This is a genomic window from Rhizobium jaguaris (assembly GCF_003627755.1).
Lineage (GTDB): Bacteria > Pseudomonadota > Alphaproteobacteria > Rhizobiales > Rhizobiaceae > Rhizobium > Rhizobium jaguaris.
This window is the reverse complement of record NZ_CP032694.1, coordinates 2,751,783-2,765,957: the sequence shown is the minus strand read 5'-3', so window position 1 is coordinate 2,765,957 and position 14,175 is coordinate 2,751,783. Positions and strand designations below refer to the sequence as shown.

Below are 14,175 nucleotides of genomic sequence, written 5' to 3'. Positions count from 1 at the left end.
ACCATTGACCGCAGCGACCAAGTCCGAAAAGATGCCGGCTGATGAACGGAATGGGCGTTGAGACATGGAAAAGCCTTGCCTGTTTGGCGCAGATTATAGTGTCTACGTGCGAATTGCGCGGCTCACGCTGCTTGAGAAAGGCGTCGATCATCGGAGGGTGCCGATCGACATTTTCGCCGACGGCGGGCCTTCTACTTCTTATCTGGAGCGGCATCCATTCGGTCGGATTCCGGCTTTCGAGCATGATGATTTTCGGCTCTACGAGACTGCTGCGATCACACGCTATGTCGATGAGGCATTCGACGGGCCGTGCCTGCAGCCTGTAGCGCTGCGGGCACGGGCGCGAATGAACCAAATAGTCAGCATTGCCGACGGATATCTCTATCCTCATCTCGTGTGGGGCGTTTGCGTGGAACGGGTGACGAAGCCGGCAAAGGGTATTGCCGCCGACGAAGAGCGGATTGCTGCGAGCCTTTCCAAAGCCGCAATCAGCCTTGCCGCTCTGTCCGATCTGATCGGCGACAGTGCCTGGTTTTGCGGCCCGGATCTGACGCTGGCCGATTTGTATGTCGCGCCGATGTTCGATTATTTTCTCATGACGCCTGAGGGGCGGAAGATGATCGACCATCATCCGCGTTTGGCGTCATGGTGGTCGCGTATTGCTGCCCGGCCAAGCGTTGGGATGACGGATTTCAGCAAACTGGAAGAGCGGCACGCATGAAACCCGGCCAGTTCAGGATGTTCCGCTCTTCCGTCACCGGCATCGAAGCGGTGGCAGCGGAGACGGGACATAGCTTTCCCAGGCATACACATGATCAATTCGGCATCGGCGTCATCGAGCGCGGCGCGCAGATATCGCTGAGCGGGCGTGGCGTAGTGCGGGCCGAGGCCGGCGATATCATCACCCTCAATCCGAACGAGGTGCATGACGGCATGCCGGTTGGAGAGAGCCGGGCTTGGTCGATGCTCTATTTCGATCCGCGGCTGATTGCTGATCTTTTGGACGATATTGGCCTTGGTGACGCCTCCGGCTCGGAATTTCCTTCCCCAGTCATTCGCAACGAGCAGGCAGCAGCGCGTTTCAGGACGCTGTTTTCGACGGTGATCGTCCAGGGTGGTTCGGAAGCGGCACTGCGGCACGATGTACTGCTGTTATCGGTTGTCGCGGACGTGATGCGCGAGCAAAGGCCAGCGGATGACTGCATCGCCGCTCCGGCCGCGATCACACGAGCCCGCGATCTCATTGATGATGATCCGGCGGCACCGCTGACGCTGGCCGATCTCGCCGAGGTGAGTGGGCTTAGCCGTTTCCAGCTCCTGCGCGGTTTCGCCAAGGCGACCGGGCTGACGCCGCACGCCTATCTGCTTCAGCGCCGCATCCATGGAGCACGGCGGCTGATTGCCGGGGGCATGCCATTAGCCGAAGCGGCTTTTGCCAGCGGCTTTGCCGATCAAAGCCATATGACACGGATTTTCGTGCGCAATTTTGGTGTGTCGCCACGCACCTATGCCGACACCATGCGCTGAAAGCATCTGCAATTTCGTTCAAGACCGAATGGCGGCATCGGGTTTTTCTGCTGCTCCAAGTGAAAACCGTGCAGAAGGAAAAGCCATGTATTTCCGCCATTCGAATGCGATGTGGAACGAATTCCCCGATCTGGTTCCCGGCGCGCTCTTCGTGGGAGGGATCACCGCGGATGCCGCGGTCGCTGATCGCATCGCGAAGTTCCATGCGATAGCCGAAGAACGGCTGGCGAGCAGTTCGGAAGGTGAGATGCCCGAAATCCAAGCCTGGCGGCGCACCTTCTCGAAAATGGGGCTGAAGCCGACGCAATATCGCTGTGCGTCCGAGGCGTTGCTCAGACGATTCCGCCAGGAAAAATCGCTGCCGCAACTGCATCCGCTGGTCGACCTGTGCAACGCCGTTTCGATCGCCTTTGCGATACCTGTCGCGGTCTTCGATCTCGCAAAGATTTCCGGCGATCTCGAAGTCAGACATGCGACCGGGAAAGAGACCTATCTGACCTTTGCCGGCGAGACGGAGCATCCGGAGCCGCGCGAGGTGATCTTTGCCGATGGCGCGGACCGGGCGCATGCGCGGCGCTGGACGAACAGGCAGAGCGGCCTTTCCGCCGTTCGGGAGGATACGCGATCCGTGCTGATCGTCGCCGAGGCCATGCATGAATCGGCCGGCAATGATGCGCCGAGATTGATCGCGACCCTTGCCGCAGAACTGGCCGGTGCATGGTCGGTCGATGCCAAGACTAGGGTGCTTAGTCGCTCTTCACCACGATTTGATCTCTAGTCATTCCTGCTTCCGCGGCAAATTGTCGATCCGGGCGAAAACACAGTTGACAAGCGCGGCATTCGGGCAGAGCAGGGGGCATAGATAAATATTTCATATTGCTCATAAAGTTTGCTCCGTCCACTATGCCCGGAGCCGAAGAAAGACATATGGACACTCTGCAGAGTCAAGACCGGGTAAGCGTGCTCGGTCATCCCGGATATCGTTCCTTCGCTGCCTCTCGCGTCTTTTCCTCCATCGGTTTCCAGTCGGTCACCGTTGCCATGGGCTGGATGATCTACGATCAGACGCATAGCGCCTTCTTCCTTGGTCTGGTCGGCTTCTGCCAGTTCCTGCCGATGGTGATCCTGACCTTCATCGTCGGTCACGTTGCCGATCGGTTCGAACGGCGGCGCATCGGCCTGGTTTGCCAGTTGATCGAAGCCTTGACGGCACTGGTCCTTGCCGTCGCCGTCTGGCAGCACTGGATCGGTCCGGCCGGCATCCTCGCCGCCGTTGCCGTCATGGGCGCCGCCACGGCCTTCGAACGCCCGACGATGGCCGCGCTATTGCCGAATATCGTGCCATCGTCGATGTTGCAGATGGCGATCGCGACCTCCACGTCGATGATGCAGACCGCCTTCATCATCGGCCCCTCGCTCGGCGGGCTGCTTTATGGAATAAGTCCGATCGCGCCTTTCGCGGTGTCTGCCGCGCTGTATGTCATCGCGAGCTTCAACGTCGTTTCGATCCGTGTCGAACGGCGGCAGCCATCGTCGCGCGAGCCGGTGACGTTGAGGTCAGTCTTTGCCGGTGTTTCTTTCATCAAGAGGCGGCCGGTGATGATGGGTACGATCTCGCTCGATCTTTTCGCTGTACTTCTCGGCGGCGCCACGGCGCTGCTGCCGATGTTTGCACGCGACATCCTGCATGCCGGCCCCTGGGGTCTCGGCCTGCTGCGTGCCGCGCCTGCGATCGGTGCATTGATCATGTCGATCTGGCTGGCGCGCCGGCCGCTTCAGACGGATGTCGGCAAGAAGATGCTGCTTGCCGTTTTCGTTTTCGGGATCGCGACCATCGTCTTCTCGCTCTCGAGCAACATCATCCTCTCCGTTGCGGCGCTGCTCGTCGTCGGCGCGTCGGATACGGTCAGCGTCGTCGTGCGCAGTTCGCTGGTGCAGCTTCTGACACCCGACAATATGCGCGGCCGCGTCAATGCTGTGAACTCGCTGTTCATCGGCACGTCCAACCAGCTCGGCGAATTCGAATCGGGGATGCTCGCCAGCGCACTTGGCCCGGTTCTCACCGGCATCGTCGGCGGCGTCGGCACAATCGCGGTCGTGCTGCTTTGGATGAGGATCTTTCCGGATCTGACCAAGGTCAAGACACTCAAGGGCTGATGTGAGATCGGCGAGACGATCGAGCGTATCGCTGCGAGCGCCGAATGCTTGGAATCCTACCGAGGCCGGTGGTTCGCTGACTTATGGATCATCCTCGATGTTGTCCAGCCCGGCATCTCGCCTGAGGTGGCCGTTGACCGATAGGATGTTTTTACGTCCAGCCTTCTTTTCGGCACGTGGCTTCCGGACATAAGCGAGTTGGCCGAGCAGCCGACCGGCCCGCTCTCCGATGAGGCGCATCAAAATGAATGCATGAATTATTTTCATCTGTCATAAGCCGTATGGTCTCACGGCTTCGACGAATGCGCCCAAAAATTTGTCATGTATAATGAAGTCCTCGCCAATCATACATGAAGGATTTTCATGGGAAAAAGACCGCTTCCACCGCTGGCCGTCTTGCAAGCATTCTGCGCCATCGTCGAAACCGGCGGTTTTGGACGTGCGGCCGAGCGGATGGGGCTGACGCAGACTGCCGTCAGCCATCAGCTTTCACAGCTTGAAGGTTGGATCGGCGGCAAGCTTTTCGATCGCGGCCGCTCAGGCGCAAGATTGACGCCGCTGGGTGCGCGTCTCCACCCGGCGATTGTGGAGACGATCTCTCAATTGGAGACAGCACTGTATCAGGCGCGGGCCGCTGTCTCGGTGCGCACTCTGACGCTGTCGGTGACCCCGGAATTTTCAAGCCAATGGCTGGCTTCTCGACTCGGGGATTTCTGTCAGCGCTACCCCGACATCGAGCTGAAGATGGCCGTCGGCTATCAACGGCCCGATTTTGGGCCTGGTGGCGTCGATCTCGCGATCTGGCTCGGGCGAGCCGAAGCCGGCCTTGTTATGGAAGAACTGCTGATGGACGAGGAATTCGTCGTCAGTTCGCCGAAACTGTCTGAGCGGCTGCCGAAGCGGAATGCCATAAGGGAAGCATCCTTGCTGCGTTACACCGGCATGCGGCATACCGTGCTGGATTGGCAACGCTGGTACGAGCAGGTGACTGATCATGATGACGATGGCGGGATAGCGGATTTCGATATTGGCCAGGCGGCGGAGAGCGGACCGTTATTTGAGACCTTCGCGGATATGCTTGAAGCATGCCGAGACGGCCTCGGCTTTGCACTGGTTCGCAGTTCCCTTGTCGCGAAAGACATTGCGGAAGGACAGTTGCTGCGTTGCTTCGTGGAGGTGCAGCCGGCGGCCGTCAGCTACAATCTGCTCTATCCGCCGAATGCCCTGCAGAACCCGTCGGCGGCGTTGTTTCGCAATTGGCTGATATCTCGCGTCAACGCAATTGTGTGAGCGGCCCGACCGCCGTCAACAGCGCAGCCTGATCAAACCGGCCTCTGTCGCTGCAAAGCCCAGGTTCCGATACAAGCCGGCGAGATGCGGTTCGAAATCGACATGCAACCACTCCGCGCCACGTTCGCGCGCAATGTTCGTTGCTATTTCGACAAGTCCGGTTGCTATTTTCTGTCGGCGGAACTCCGGGGCTACGCAGGTATCGAGAACAAAGGCGTGCACGCCACCATCCCAGGCAACATTGACGAAGCCTACTAGGCGGGCTCCATCGAAGGCGCCGATGTGGGTGAGGCTTCTGGACAGAATCGTCGAGAAATCGCGCGCGTCTTCGTTCCAAGCCGTAGCCCACAGGGCGTTGAGTGCATCGTTTTCAGGATAAGGATCGATCCTGAATTCGATCGCCATAATCATCCCTCTCGCTGATTGTTGATGATGATGCAATGCCAAGTTTAGCTGCACAGCGAGCCGAAGCAATGGGGGAGTAAGGCCGACAAGGTCGGGGTGATTGAAACGGAAAAGTGCATCACATGTCGGATCGCGCTATGATCGGTCGTCCTTTGCGTGTGAGAACTGAACAGAGGAGACTGCTATTATGCCCTATGTGGATGGTTTTGTTATTGCCGTTCCGAAAGACAAGATTGAGACCTACAAGGCGCTGGCGCGAAAGGCCGGCGACATCTGGATGGAATATGGTGCGCTGAGCTATGTCGAGTCGATCGGGGACGATGTGCCCTATGGCGAGCTGACATCCTTTCCGCGCTCTGTGCAGGCCAAGGAAGACGAGGTCGTGATCTTTTCCTGGATCACTTATGAATCTCGTCAGCAGCGGGATGCCGTGATGGAAAAGGTCATGGTCGATTCGCGATTGAAGGACGAGATGGCGAACATGCCCTTCGATGGCAAGCGTATGATCTACGGCGGTTTCGATATCTTTCTGCAGCTCTAACTTATCCTGGCGGCGGCCGGGCTTGACTTTCCGGCCGCCGCGACCGACCTCACGTAGACCGCTGTACTCATTGCCGAAAGATATCATGCCGCAGACCGTCATTACCCTATCCACCCATGGTCAAGGGCTCTACGAACTTACAGGGCAGGCGGCGGAATTCGTCCGTGCGGCGAGCTCGGGAGCAGGTGAGGGGCTGCTCACCGTTTTTGTTCGCCATACCTCCTGTTCCCTCCTCATTCAGGAGAATGCCGATCCTGATGTGAAGACAGATCTCAACGCCTTTTTCCGCCGGCTCGTACCACCGTCTTCCGATCCCTCGATGCGCTGGATCGTGCATACAGCGGAGGGGCCGGACGATATGCCGGCGCATATCAAGGCGGCGCTAACACAGGTGTCGATCAGCGTCCCCGTGATGCGCGGGCGTCTGGCGCTCGGCACATGGCAGGGCATCTATCTTTTCGAGCATCGCGACCGACCGCATCGGCGCGAAATCATTCTGCATCTTTCCGCCTGAATCACCGAAATTTCTCGTCTGTCGGCTGTTAATTGTTCTGAATACAATCTGAACCGCGAATTCGCGTAGGGTTCAACTTGGCTGACCTAGTGTGGCTCCAATCCCAAGGCATCGGGCCGATTACCGGGATTACAACGATCCGTAGCAGGATTTGAAGGAGAAACACTCATGATCAATATTTTCGCCAAGGCAGGCATTGCAGCTCTCATCACGCTCGGCGCCGTTGCAGCCACCGTTTCCACGGCATCGGCCAATGACGTTTCGGCGAGCAGTCATCAGGAGCGTCACGACCCTCATCACGGCCGTATCTGCTCACCGATATCAGCCGTTCAGAAGGCTCGCGCCATAGGCCTGCGCCGCGCCCATAGCAAGAACATCACGCCGCGCCGTGTGGTCGTAGAAGGTGCTGGACGCCATGGTCCGAACCGCGTTGTATTCGCGAACGTGCCGGGCTGCCCGCTGATCCACAGTTGATGCCGGACTACAACGGCAGGTAGCGCGAATATCTACAGTCATGATCGTGCCACCTTGGCGATATTCCAAGATCAGTGAAGTCGTCCTCACAAGAGAGGGCGGCTTTTATTTTCTGTTATTGAGTGAGTCCGCCTCTGGTCTCGTTTTTGCTTTCATTGTAGCTGAACAGCGTATGAACGGCTGATTCTGAACTTGTTCAGAAACACGCCATTACTCCCACGGCACTCGCTCAGCAGATGCGGCATGACTGAGAGAGGCTTCTCGCTCCATGGAGGACAAATGAAAGAATTGCTGGCAAAATTGGGGATCGCCGCCGCGATCACCGTCACCGCGCTGTCGGGCACGACAGAATATGCTTCCGCCCAGGGCGTCGACATCTATATCGGCCCAGGTCACCATCGGCCGCCACCGCCGGATTACTATGCCCCGCCGCCGCGCTACGAGCGCCGCGGCTGCGATCCGCGGGAGGCCATGGATGTTGCCCGCAGCTACGGCTTGCACCGTGCTCGCGTGGTCGACGTGACGCCACGTCGCGTCATTGTCGATGGTTTCGGCCGCCGTGGTCCGGATACGATGATGTTCGCCAATGTCCGCGGCTGCCCGCTGATCGGGCGCTGATACGGCCTTGGGGCGCTTTGCGCCCGGCGGCCACCGCTTGACGCTTTCGCTTTTTTCGGTGGGGGCCGCTAAACCGCCCTTTGTTCGGTCCGATCGGACCTGAGCGAAGGGCGGTTTTGTTTATGGTTATTGCTGGATTGCGTAGGTGATGCTGACCGAGGCGTTATAGTTGTTTTCACCGCCCGCCACCGGCACCGACTTCTCGGCAGACGCCATGGCCATGGAGCGCATAACCGGCTGCGGTGGCGTGACGATGGCGCCGGCGTTGATCGCAATGATGCGGCCGAGTTTGACACCTGCCGCCTCGGTCAAGGTTTTTGCCTTGGCTGCGGCATCGGCCACCGCGTTCTTTCGCGCTTCTTCGAGCGCCGCATCCGGCTTGTCGTTGGTGAACTGGATATCGCCGCCCTGGTTGACGCCAAGGTTGACCGCCTGGTCGAGGAGGGCGCCGAGCTTGGAAAGATCCCGCACGCGCACCGTCAGGCCGTTGGTGACCTGATAACCGGTCAGCGTCGGCGGCAGCGGCTGGCCATTCTTGTCGTTCTGATAGAGATATTGCGGCTGGATCGAGAAGCCCGATGTCTGCAGGTCGCGGTCGGCTATGCCGCTATTCTTCAGCGTTGCCAGCACGGCGCCCATCGCCTTGTTATTCTGGTCGAGCGCGTCCTGGGCGGCTTTTGCCTGCTTGACGACCGAGAGCGTGACAACGGCCATATCCGGCGCGATGGCCGAATGTCCCTCGCCGGTGACAGTGATGATAGCCTCGCGCGGTCTTGCATCCTCAGCAAAACTATGGGTGGCGGGCACGAGGAGAGTCGCGCCGAGAAGAGCAGTAAAAACAAAATCTCTGGTTTTCATCAGGGGCATGGCTCATTCCTTGGTTGGTGTTTCCTTGAGGTTCGCTTTTGCGGATTGATTGTGAAGGTATTGCGGCAGTCCCTTGTGGGAAAAGACGAATTGGGCTAGAGCCAGATCGGCTCCCGGGGAACCATTGCCCCGAAGCTGCATGCACGATCATTTTTAATCGTGCCGGGCCTGTAGCTCAATGGTTAGAGCCGGCGGCTCATAACCGCTTGGTTGGGGGTTCGAGTCCCTCCGGGCCCACCAATTCCTTCCTAAGGGATTGAAATTTGAAAAAGAAAAGCAAAATCAAATCTGTAAACGGCCGCTCTGCTACACAAGACCGCTACACAGGCGAGGGGCAAGAGGTGACCAAGGTTACGGGTTTGATACGGCGCGGCAGCACCTACAGCTTGCGCCGGCGCGTGCCGACTGATCTGGTCAAGGCGCTTGGCAAGACGGAAATATGGATCGCGTTAGGGACGTCTGATTACCGCGCCGCTGCCAAGGAAGCGCGACTCGCTTCAGTCCGACTTGATCTCCAGTGGGAGAAGCACCGGGAGACACTGAAGCAGGGCGGAAAAATCAACCCGAATGATCGGCTGTCGGAAGGCGAACTTCGTCGCGCTGTGATAAGTGATTTCTGGGCCCGCGAGCAAGCTGCAGCAATAACGGTAGGGGATGACGAGAGACGAGAAAATATTGAACACGAGATCGGCGGTCTTGAAACCCGCGATCCATCTGCCGAAGCTGCGCTGTTCGCTCAAGCTCGGTCCATTATCCGGGAAAGAAAGCTCAACATCTCCCTGCCGGCCGAGAGGACTGTGGGCGGAGCGAGAGAGCCCTTCATCCCGTCGCCCGAGCTACAACGCCTTCTGGAGTTGATCCGCCGCGCCGATGTCGAGCACCTCAAGCGAATGATTGATCGCTTGGAGGGCGCGCACGGCGACCAGGAGCATGATCCCTTGTTCAAGGGCGTCAATTCTGTATCGGTCGTGCCGGCCCAATCCGACGGCATCACGCTCGGGGAAGCCATCACCAGAATGCAAAGTGATCCCACGCGCGCTCATTTGGGCGACACCGCAGATGCAAAGTATGTCGTTACCTTCCGTGCCATGAAGGAACTGCTCGGCGAGGACAAGCCGCTTGCTACGATCACACGTGCCGAGTGCGCCGGTGTTCAGGAACTCATTGCCGGGCTGCCGGCAAACGTTGCTAAGCTGGAGGCCTACAAGACTTGTGCGACAATGCGGGAGATAGTTGACTTGGCGGCCACCCGGACCGATCGCATGCTGTCTCCGACCACCGTCAAGGTGTACACACACACCCTCAGCGCCTTCTTCAATTGGGCGGTACGCAAGGGCCTGCTCACGCTCAACCCGGCCGCAAGGCTAGCGGGCGGCAAGAAACGGGCGAAGAATGCAAGGCGCCCCTGGAAGATCGACGCCCTTAACACAATCATCGCCGGCTTGCCCGCATGGTCGCGGGAGAGTGAGAGCATTGGTCGCTATTGGGTGCCGCTGATTGCTCTGTTCTCGGGCATGCGCCTGGGCGAAATCGTGGGTTTGACTGTGAATGATGTTGAGAAAACGTATGGCGAGCATTGCTTCGTTCTCTGGGAGACAGACGATCAGGAATACAAGACGCCGGGTAGTGAGCGCCTTATTCCCGTTCACCCGGAATTGGTGCGCCTCGGTCTAATTGATCTCGTAGAGGAAACCAAGAAGGCGGGGGGAGGGCGTCTTTTTCCCGAGCTTCCAGGCAAAGACCAACACCAACTTTCCGATTTGTTCCAAAAGCGCTTTAGCTACTGGCTGACAAAGCTAGGTATCAAGCAGCGCGGTCTGTCGTTCCATTCCTTGCGCCATAACTTCCGCGACGCATTGCGTGAAAACGGCGTGCCGATCGACTCGACGCGCGCCTTAGGTGGCTGGTCGAGGTCGGGCATCGTTGAGGAGAGGTATGGTGCGGGCGTAAGTGTCCGCACGCTTGCCAGATGGGTGGCAGAGATCAGCTATGAGGGGCTTGATCCACCCGATCATTTGCAACCCGTTGCAATGGGGGTATGACGACGCTGTAGCACGGACGACGTTGTGCGCCTTTCCTGACACCTCGGCCAAATTCACCGGTTACGCCTGGAAGATTTCGCGCCGGTGATGGGCAAAGGGGCGCTGTGTTTGCAACGCGTTGCAGAAACCCGAAATTATGTAAAGACGCTGGCGTCCACTTCATAGCGTCCGCGATTGGTGCGGGCAACGCAAACAGGCTTTTTGCCATTGATAAACGGATCAGCGAAAAACCGACCACCGCACTGCCTATTCGATCGATCTTAAGCTTACCGCGCAGGGTCCTTTGAAGTTGAAGGCAAGCTCGTAGGTTACTTCTGCGCCGACCTTTAATTTTGCCCATTCACTCGCATCCGAGTTCGCTTCGTGTGAAAAGAGGTTCCGGCCATATTCTTTGTTTTGTACGAACGTATAACCCGCCTCAATCGTCACTACGTCGCCGCGAAACCGAACGGATGATCCGTTGGTGTCCGTTAAAATTGCGCGTGGTTTGAGCTTTGTTGCGGAGGTGATCTTGGTACCGGAAAGGTGTTCGAAGACCTTATCCGCTTCCTGGAACTGCAAATCGAGGAACAGTTGTCGCCCGTACCACAGCTGGGCTATGTAATTGGTGTCACCGTTCGAAAATGCCGATCGAAAATGCTGAAGGCTTGTTCTACGTTCGGTCTCGTTGCCGGAGTTCGCATTCATCTGACCAACGCGAAAATGTGCCTGTTTTGCAGTCGGGACCTCGTGTGTGACCTTAAGCAAAACCGCCTTAGCCTCTGGCAAGCGACCTGCGCTCTCGTAGTGAGACGCCAATCTCAGGGCCAGCCATTCCTGCCTGGGATTGGTGGTGAATGCCTTCTCCAAGGCCGCTAGCGCCTTGGGGTGCTCGCTGATAGCTGTTCGATAATTTGCCTCTGCAGAGAGGATGTATTCATCGTCGGGAAACATCTGATGTGCAGTGACGAACTCCGTCTCGATCTCTTTCATCCGATCGACGAGTACGCGCTCAGCTGGCGGATCAAGCTTGGTTCCGTTCGCCGGCAGCATTTCCTTCAAGCCGTCGATCAGTACCAAGAGCTTTGTGTTCACGGTGTAGACATGGTTCCGCCCTGACGCATCTTGGAGGCGCAGACGCGATAGCGCACGCTGGCGAAGCTCCTTGCGCAACAGCTCGTTAGGCTCTTCTAGCGCTTTCTTGCGATAGAGATTTGCAAGGCTATGCTGAATGCTTGGATCATTGTGGGTTGCGATAGCCTCCGCTTTCTTGAGAAGCGTTTCGGCACGATCGAGATCGCCGCCATGATGATTGATTTCGAAGTTACCTTCCTGATGGAGCAGATACGCGTCTTCCCCGCCGATTTCTGCCGCGAGTTTGAATAATGCACGCCCCATGTCCACGGAACGGAAGGCTTGGGCTATCGCTCTGCCTCGTGTCAGATTGCCAAAAGCCTCCTTGTCAATGCCGAAATTGACGTTCAGTCCGCGCAAAAGCCTTAGGATTTGATTGAATTTATCTTCATCGGTCTTCAATGCTTCCATAAATACGATTTCAGCAACGTGCTGATGGCGCGCACGATAGACCATATCCTTAATGAAGCGGTCGAACGTTGCTGAGACAATGTTTTCGAGCGGCAGGAAAAGGGAGCGTTGGAAGTCTTCGAACCGAATGCCGGAAATTCGTGAGATCACACCCGCTCTTACGCCGACTCCGAACCGATGGAGTGTGCAGATGTCGAGGTAGAGATTTTGGGCCTCGGGTGGCATAATTCGCGCATACTCATCTGCGATTATGTCTTCAAACGGGCGCCCTTGGGTGGCTTCGTGTAGCGCCACTAACAATTGCCTCTGCGCTCTTTCATTCAAGGCGACGAAGCGCTGTTGTGGTGACTGCTCAGCTAGAAGCCCCAGTGATCCGTGTTTCTCGAGACGCTCTAACAAGTCTCTGATCTCATCATCGCTTAGGTAGCGCACCGCATGGGAGGCAGTAACAAATTCTTCGAGCGCTTCACATCGCGTATTCCATTCACTATCTCGTTCTGCCGTGATAATTGTCACTTTTACACGATCAGCAGCCATTTGACGCATGAAACGCGCAAGCTCGTTTGCGCGCAAAGCGGCGCGATCGACGCATATAAAAATGCGCCTGTCGGTGAGAAGAGACAATTCACTGACCCGCTCTGCGATGAGCGCGCCACTTTCGGGCACGAAGAGGACAAGCGCCCCGAAGGACGCAGCGGCATCCCACGCAACGCGTTTTAGTACCGTCGTCTTGCCATTGCCGGCGGCTCCCTTCAACACGAAGAGTTCGACGTCCCTTCGTGTGCTCGTTTCTTCGGAGAGTACGGCATCAACCAATATTGTGTCTGCGATCTTTCGTTTGGCATCCAGCTCTGCAGCAATTCCCCCAAAACCGACGTCATAGCCTTTGTAAAACTCAGTCGGCTTCGCCGCTTCCACGGGCAGGTCACGCCGGATGTGAATGACATCCTTTTCCAGATAGGTGGCGGTCGCCTCGCTGAGACTTCGGTCATGGGCGACGAAAAACTTTGCAACGGTGGATGTTTTGCTCATTGCGAAGAGTCCGAGGGAACGCTTCGGCTTCGCAATCTGGCGATCGAGCTCTTCAAGGAACGCTTGGAACGTCAGCGGGATAGCTGAGATGCGCTGGCGAGCAAAGCTGCGTATCTCAATATCATCGAAATGCGGACTAACTGTATAATAAGTAGGACGACGAATATCCTCGTTCATCAGGTCGAACAGCACTGTCCGGATATTAGGATCATCCAAGGAGTAGCCGCAAAAAATGATCGGCGTCTCGTACGCGCTACCGCGCAACGTATCGAAAAGCCGCTGGCGGTTTTTGGGTAAGCGCCGTCTCCGCCCCATTGGATTGGCTGTATTTTGAGGCTTGCTGCGTGTGCGAGAAGGTTTCCAGGACTATCTGGAGATTGGCATGGCAGATGATGGATTTGTTGGCCGCTACGAAATTGTCGAGCCGCGCCGCGGAAACCGGCGCTGGCCGGATGATGTGAAGGCGCGGATCGTGGCGGAAAGCCTTGAGCCTGGTGTTCGTGTTGTTGATGTCGCGCGCCGTCATGACGTTGTGCCGCACCAGCTTTCCTTGTGGCGCCGGCAAGTGCGCGAGGGCATTCTGGCCCTGCCTTTTGAGGCTATGTCGGGCCTGTCGGAGAGCGGCGATGCCGCGCCTGCATTTGTGCCTTTGGCGGTTGCGGCAGAGCCGAGCGAGGCGGTGAATGTTTTGGCGCCGCCGCTGCCGGAGGCGGGTTGGCCGGTCTTGACGTTGGAGATCGGCCCGGATGTTGTGATGCGGGTTCCCGGCGATGTGCCGGTTGAACGTGTGGCGGCTCTGGTACGAGCCATGCGAGGGACGGCATGATCGTCGCGGGCCAACGACTGCCGATCCTGATTGCAACGCGTCCGGTGGACTTCCGCTGTGGGCATCAGGCGCTGGCCTTGATGGTGCAGACCGAGTTGAAGCTCGACCCGCATTCCGGGGTGACGGTGATCTTCCGGTCGAAGCGCGGGGATCGCCTGAAGATCCTGGTGTGGGATGGCACCGGAATGGTGCTAACCTACAAAATTCTTGAACATGGAAACTTTGCCTGGCCCAAGGTTCAGGATGGGACGATGCGTCTTTCCAGGGGTCAATATGAGGCTTTGTTCGAAGGTCTTGACTGGCGACGGGTCATGGCACAGCGGGTGACCGCGCCGTCGGCGGCAGGGTAAATATCCGG

General features: G+C 57.7%; 15 protein-coding genes and 1 tRNA gene. 13 read left to right on the top strand and 3 right to left on the bottom strand.

Annotation, left to right across the window (positions count from 1 at the left end; translation table 11 throughout):
* The first annotated feature begins 64 nt into the window (after positions 1-64).
* From CCGE525_RS13510 to CCGE525_RS13485, 5 genes are all read left to right on the top strand, one after another.
* Positions 65-721: a glutathione S-transferase family protein gene (locus CCGE525_RS13510; protein WP_120704711.1), complete on the top strand. Its 657-nt coding sequence runs from the start codon at positions 65-67 to the stop codon at positions 719-721.
* Positions 718-1,527 carry an AraC family transcriptional regulator gene (locus CCGE525_RS13505; RefSeq protein ID WP_120704710.1) on the top strand — a complete coding sequence of 270 codons (810 nt, stop codon included), beginning with the start codon at positions 718-720 and terminating at the stop codon, positions 1,525-1,527. The genes CCGE525_RS13510 and CCGE525_RS13505 overlap by 4 nt, the downstream gene beginning before the upstream one ends.
* 85 nt (positions 1,528-1,612) lie before the next feature.
* Positions 1,613-2,305, top strand: coding sequence for a B3/B4 domain-containing protein (locus tag CCGE525_RS13500; RefSeq protein WP_120704709.1), 693 nt, complete (start codon positions 1,613-1,615; stop codon positions 2,303-2,305).
* 149 nt (positions 2,306-2,454) lie between these two features.
* A complete protein-coding gene (locus CCGE525_RS13495) occupies positions 2,455-3,684 on the top strand; it encodes an MFS transporter (RefSeq protein ID WP_120704708.1) in 1,230 nt (409 codons plus the stop codon).
* Positions 3,685-4,047: 363 nt separating this feature from the next.
* Positions 4,048-4,974, top strand: a complete 927-nt coding sequence (locus CCGE525_RS13485; protein ID WP_120704706.1) for a LysR substrate-binding domain-containing protein — start codon at positions 4,048-4,050, stop codon at positions 4,972-4,974.
* Positions 4,975-4,989: 15 nt separating this feature from the next.
* Here the strand turns inward: CCGE525_RS13485 and CCGE525_RS13480 are convergent, their stop codons facing one another.
* The gene (locus CCGE525_RS13480) at positions 4,990-5,379 is read right to left on the bottom strand and encodes a GNAT family N-acetyltransferase (protein ID WP_120704705.1); all 390 of its coding nucleotides are present in this window, start codon (positions 5,377-5,379) and stop codon (positions 4,990-4,992) included.
* Positions 5,380-5,566: 187 nt separating this feature from the next.
* Here CCGE525_RS13480 and CCGE525_RS13475 point away from each other — a divergent pair, with 187 nt between their 5' ends.
* From CCGE525_RS13475 to CCGE525_RS13460, 4 genes are all read left to right on the top strand, one after another.
* Positions 5,567-5,920, top strand: coding sequence for a DUF1428 domain-containing protein (locus CCGE525_RS13475; protein ID WP_120704704.1), 354 nt, complete (start codon positions 5,567-5,569; stop codon positions 5,918-5,920).
* Between the two features lie 85 nt (positions 5,921-6,005).
* Positions 6,006-6,434, top strand: coding sequence for a secondary thiamine-phosphate synthase enzyme YjbQ (locus tag CCGE525_RS13470; RefSeq protein WP_120704703.1), 429 nt, complete (start codon positions 6,006-6,008; stop codon positions 6,432-6,434).
* A 168-nt stretch (positions 6,435-6,602) separates the two neighbouring features.
* Positions 6,603-6,908: a hypothetical protein gene (locus CCGE525_RS13465; protein ID WP_120704702.1), complete on the top strand. Its 306-nt coding sequence runs from the start codon at positions 6,603-6,605 to the stop codon at positions 6,906-6,908.
* A 279-nt stretch (positions 6,909-7,187) separates the two neighbouring features.
* Positions 7,188-7,526 (top strand): hypothetical protein, encoded by a 339-nt coding sequence (locus CCGE525_RS13460; protein WP_120704701.1) that lies wholly within the window; start codon positions 7,188-7,190, stop codon positions 7,524-7,526.
* A 126-nt stretch (positions 7,527-7,652) separates the two neighbouring features.
* Here the strand turns inward: CCGE525_RS13460 and CCGE525_RS13455 are convergent, their stop codons facing one another.
* Positions 7,653-8,393: an SIMPL domain-containing protein gene (locus tag CCGE525_RS13455; RefSeq protein WP_120704700.1), complete on the bottom strand. Its 741-nt coding sequence runs from the start codon at positions 8,391-8,393 to the stop codon at positions 7,653-7,655.
* 164 nt (positions 8,394-8,557) lie between these two features.
* On the opposite strand from CCGE525_RS13455, the gene CCGE525_RS13450 reads away from it, so the two are divergent.
* Together CCGE525_RS13450 and CCGE525_RS13445 are read left to right on the top strand one after the other, a co-directional pair.
* Positions 8,558-8,633: transfer RNA gene (locus CCGE525_RS13450), tRNA-Ile, on the top strand.
* Between the two features lie 23 nt (positions 8,634-8,656).
* Positions 8,657-10,435, top strand: coding sequence for a site-specific integrase (locus CCGE525_RS13445; protein ID WP_120704699.1), 1,779 nt, complete (start codon positions 8,657-8,659; stop codon positions 10,433-10,435).
* 246 nt (positions 10,436-10,681) lie between these two features.
* Here the strand turns inward: CCGE525_RS13445 and CCGE525_RS13440 are convergent, their stop codons facing one another.
* Positions 10,682-13,207: a tetratricopeptide repeat protein gene (locus tag CCGE525_RS13440; protein ID WP_245472014.1), complete on the bottom strand. Its 2,526-nt coding sequence runs from the start codon at positions 13,205-13,207 to the stop codon at positions 10,682-10,684.
* A 166-nt stretch (positions 13,208-13,373) separates the two neighbouring features.
* Between CCGE525_RS13440 and tnpA the strand changes: the two genes are divergently transcribed.
* Positions 13,374-13,817: an IS66-like element accessory protein TnpA gene (gene tnpA / locus CCGE525_RS13435; protein ID WP_120702554.1), complete on the top strand. Its 444-nt coding sequence runs from the start codon at positions 13,374-13,376 to the stop codon at positions 13,815-13,817.
* Positions 13,814-14,167: an IS66 family insertion sequence element accessory protein TnpB gene (tnpB, locus tag CCGE525_RS13430; RefSeq protein WP_028005268.1), complete on the top strand. Its 354-nt coding sequence runs from the start codon at positions 13,814-13,816 to the stop codon at positions 14,165-14,167. The genes tnpA and tnpB overlap by 4 nt, the downstream gene beginning before the upstream one ends.
* Positions 14,168-14,175: the final 8 nt, after the last annotated feature.